The 3,013-nt window shown below is 68.6% G+C and carries 3 protein-coding genes and 1 pseudogene; 1 reads left to right on the plus strand and 3 read right to left on the minus strand.

Annotated elements, in window-relative coordinates:
- Positions 1 to 447 (plus strand): annotated as a pseudogene (locus BLQ03_RS17495) (hypothetical protein); the annotation flags it as partial.
- A 30-nt stretch (positions 448 to 477) separates the two neighbouring features.
- On the opposite strand, the gene BLQ03_RS18170 reads toward BLQ03_RS17495, so the two are convergent.
- The 3 genes from BLQ03_RS18170 to BLQ03_RS17505 all read right to left on the minus strand — a co-directional run.
- Positions 478 to 768: a hypothetical protein gene (locus tag BLQ03_RS18170; RefSeq protein ID WP_139166811.1), complete on the minus strand. Its 291-nt coding sequence runs from the start codon at positions 766 to 768 to the stop codon at positions 478 to 480.
- A gap of 172 nt (positions 769 to 940) precedes the next feature.
- Positions 941 to 2,164, minus strand: a complete 1,224-nt coding sequence (locus tag BLQ03_RS17500; RefSeq protein WP_090757570.1) for an acetate/propionate family kinase — start codon at positions 2,162 to 2,164, stop codon at positions 941 to 943.
- A partial coding sequence (locus BLQ03_RS17505; protein ID WP_139166812.1) for a bifunctional enoyl-CoA hydratase/phosphate acetyltransferase occupies positions 2,161 to 3,013 on the minus strand: 853 nt, incomplete at its 5' end. The genes BLQ03_RS17500 and BLQ03_RS17505, both read right to left, overlap by 4 nt.

Consider the following 3,013-nt stretch of genomic DNA (forward strand, 5'->3'; position numbering starts at 1 on the left):
GCCTTCGTCGGCGACGGGGTGAACGACGCCGCCGCGCTGGCCCGCGCCGACGTGGGCATCGCCATGGGCGCGGCGGGATCCGAGGTGGCGCTGCAGGCCGCCGACGTGGCGCTGTTGTCCGAGGACCTGGAACGGCTGGCTCATGCCCACCGCCTGTCCCGCCGCACCGCCCGGATCATCCGCCAGAACCTCGCCTTCGCCCTGGGCGCCATGGTCCTGCTGGTCACCGGCGGGCTGTTCTTCGACCTGCCGCTGCCGCTGGCCGTCGTCGGCCACGAAGGCGGCACCGTGCTGGTGGTGCTCAACGGGCTGCGCCTGCTCTCGGACCCGATCCGGCAGGCAGCACAGGAAAGAGGCGCAGGGGGCTTGGTTTCAGCCGAGACGGCACAGGGAGGCTGGCGAGCAAGCGCCTCTTCGAATACCTCGGTCGTTTCGCCGAAAGGCTAGCAACCGTGACGATGCTCAGCGCTGATGTCGCTAGGGAGTGCCATTTTTCATCGCGACGATGATCCTGGAGGGTGCGGGCAGATCCTGAATGATCTCGACTTGGCGCGTATGGCCTGCCGGCGGGTTCGGGAGCCTGAACCGGCGGCCACGCGGCAGACAGAAGCCATCGAGCCAGTCGCGGAAGACATCTATCCCGACTAGTGTCGCCGCTGCTATCAGGTCACTCTCTCGTCCTTCTTTACGCTCCCGGAGAACGGGTTGCCGCCAACTGTCCCAGACGGTGAAGAAAGGTGGGATCAGCCAGCTAGAGAGCGTGGTCATGCACAAGGTGTTTGGCGCTGTACTCCACCTCCGTCACCGATCTGAGCCATGACCAGTGATGGGGCATCTGTAGCAGGGTCGAGATACCTAGTCCGACAAAGCCGGAACGTGATCTCATCGGCCACGGCTGACGCGTTGCGGGCAGACAGGCTGGCTGAACCTTCCCCACTTCTCAGCAGACCGTCGCAGTTTTCCTGCCAGCCCATTCGGGGGCTCGCAAGACCTCGTCGCTGCGGGATGCTGCGATCCATTCCTCGTTGGTCGGCTCGACCCCCACGGTGATCCGGCTTGCGGGCGAGGAGATCACCGGGGCGTTGTCCAAGTTCGCCTGCGGGTCCAGCGCCACGCCCAGAAAGCCCAGCCCCTCGCAGATCCGCGCCCGGATCGTGGCGTTGTGCTCGCCAATGCCGGCGGTGAAGATCAGCAGGTCCAGCCCTCCGAGAGCAGCCATCACCGACCCGATCTCGCGCACCGCCCGGCGGACGTAAAGCGCAAGCGCGTCTCTGGCAGTTTCCTGTTCCGCCTCCAGCTTGAGAAGCTCACGGGGATCCGAGGAGATGCCCGACACCCCCCGCAGGCCCGAGTCGTGGTAAAGAAGCTGGCCCAGTTCCTCGGGCGAAAGCTTCTCGGTCTGCATCAGGTACAGCAGCGCGCCGGGGTCGATGCTGCCGCTGCGGCTGCCCATCATCAGCCCCTCCAGCGCCGAAAAGCCCATCGTGGTCGCCACGCTTTCCAGCCCGATCATGCCGCACAGGCTGGCGCCGCTGCCCAGATGGGCGACGATCACCCGGCCCCGCGCCAGTTCGCCGTGGCGCTCAGGCAACGCGATCGACTGGTATTCATAGGACAGGCCGTGAAAGCCGTAGCGGCGCACGCCGCGCTCCCAGAAGGCGCGGGGCAGCGGCAGCATCTGCTCGACCGCCGGGACGGTATGGTGGAAGGCGGTGTCGAAGCAGGCCACCTGCGGCACGCCCGGACGCTGCACAAGCAGTTGCTCGACCGCTTCCAGCGCAAAGGGCTGGTGCAAGGGGGCAAGCGGGATATAGCCGCGCAGGTCGGCCAGGACCTCGGCATCGAGGCGCACGGGCTCGAAATAGCGCGCGCCGCCGTGGACGATCCGGTGCCCGATCGCGCCGATGGCGCGGGTGCCGCGGCGCTGGTCGATGCGGGCGCCGATATGGGCGAGCGCGGCAGTATAGGGCGCGGCCGGGTCCAGCACGACCGGCGCGGGGGGGACGCCCGTCTCGCCGAAGGTCGGCGCGGGCCCGGTGATCCCGTCCACCTTGCCGTTCCACAGCGGCCTGCGGGCCACGGGCTGCCGCCGCTCGAAGAGCGCGAACTTGATGCTGGACGAGCCGCAGTTGAGGACAAGGATCAGGTCATCCGCGCCGCTCATGGCGGGCTGCTCCGGTAGCGATGCGCCAGCATCACCGCCAGCGCGCAGGACGCGAGCCGGGTGTCGCGGGCATCGGCGCGGCTGGTCAGCACGATGGGGACCTTTGCCCCCAGCGCGATGCCGGCGGTGTCTGCCCCGCCGAGATATTCGAGTTGCTTGGCCAGCATGTTGCCGCTTTCCAGATCGGGCACGACAAGGATGTCCGCCCGCCCCGCCACCGGCGAGACGATGCCCTTGACTTGCGCGGCCGCCGCCGAGACGGCGTTGTCGAAGGCCAGCGGCCCGTCGAGCACCGCGCCCGCGATCTGACCGCGGTCGGCCATCTTGCACAGCGCCGCCGCATCCAGCGTGGCGGGCATGTTGGGCGAGATCGTTTCGACCGCGGCGAGGATCGCCACCCGCGGCGTCTCGACCCCCATCGCGTGGGCCAGGTCGACCGCGTTGCGAACAATGTCGGCCTTTTCCGCCAGCGTGGGCGCGATGTTCACCGCCGCGTCGGTGATGATGAAGGGGCGCGGATAGGCCGGCGTCTGCATCACGAAGCAATGCGTGACCCGGCGCTTGGTTCGGAGCCCGGCCTTGGCCGCGATCACGGCGCCCATCAGCTCGTCGGTATGCAGGCTGCCCTTGACCAGAACCTCGACCTGGCCGGCGGCGGCAAGCTCGACCGCCCGCTCGGCCGCGGCATGGCTGTGAGGGACGTCTTCGATGGCGATGCCGGACAGGTCCAGCCCAGCCTTGGCCGCGACGCCTTCAAGGCGCGCGCGCGGGGCCACCAGCAGCGGGACGATCAGCCCCGCGTCGCGCGCGTCAATCACCGCCGACAGGCTGAGCGCGTCGCAGGGATGC

It is taken from the genome of Paracoccus chinensis, from assembly GCF_900102885.1.
In the GTDB taxonomy this organism is placed as follows: Bacteria; Pseudomonadota; Alphaproteobacteria; order Rhodobacterales; family Rhodobacteraceae; genus Paracoccus; species Paracoccus chinensis.

Excerpts from the sequence above, each read along its gene's own strand:
- BLQ03_RS18170 (WP_139166811.1), bottom strand. The coding sequence starts at position 768 with ATGACCACGCTCTCTAGCTGGCTGATCCCACCTTTCTTCACCGTCTGG.
- BLQ03_RS17500 (WP_090757570.1), bottom strand. The coding sequence starts at position 2,164 with ATGAGCGGCGCGGATGACCTGATCCTTGTCCTCAACTGCGGCTCGTCC.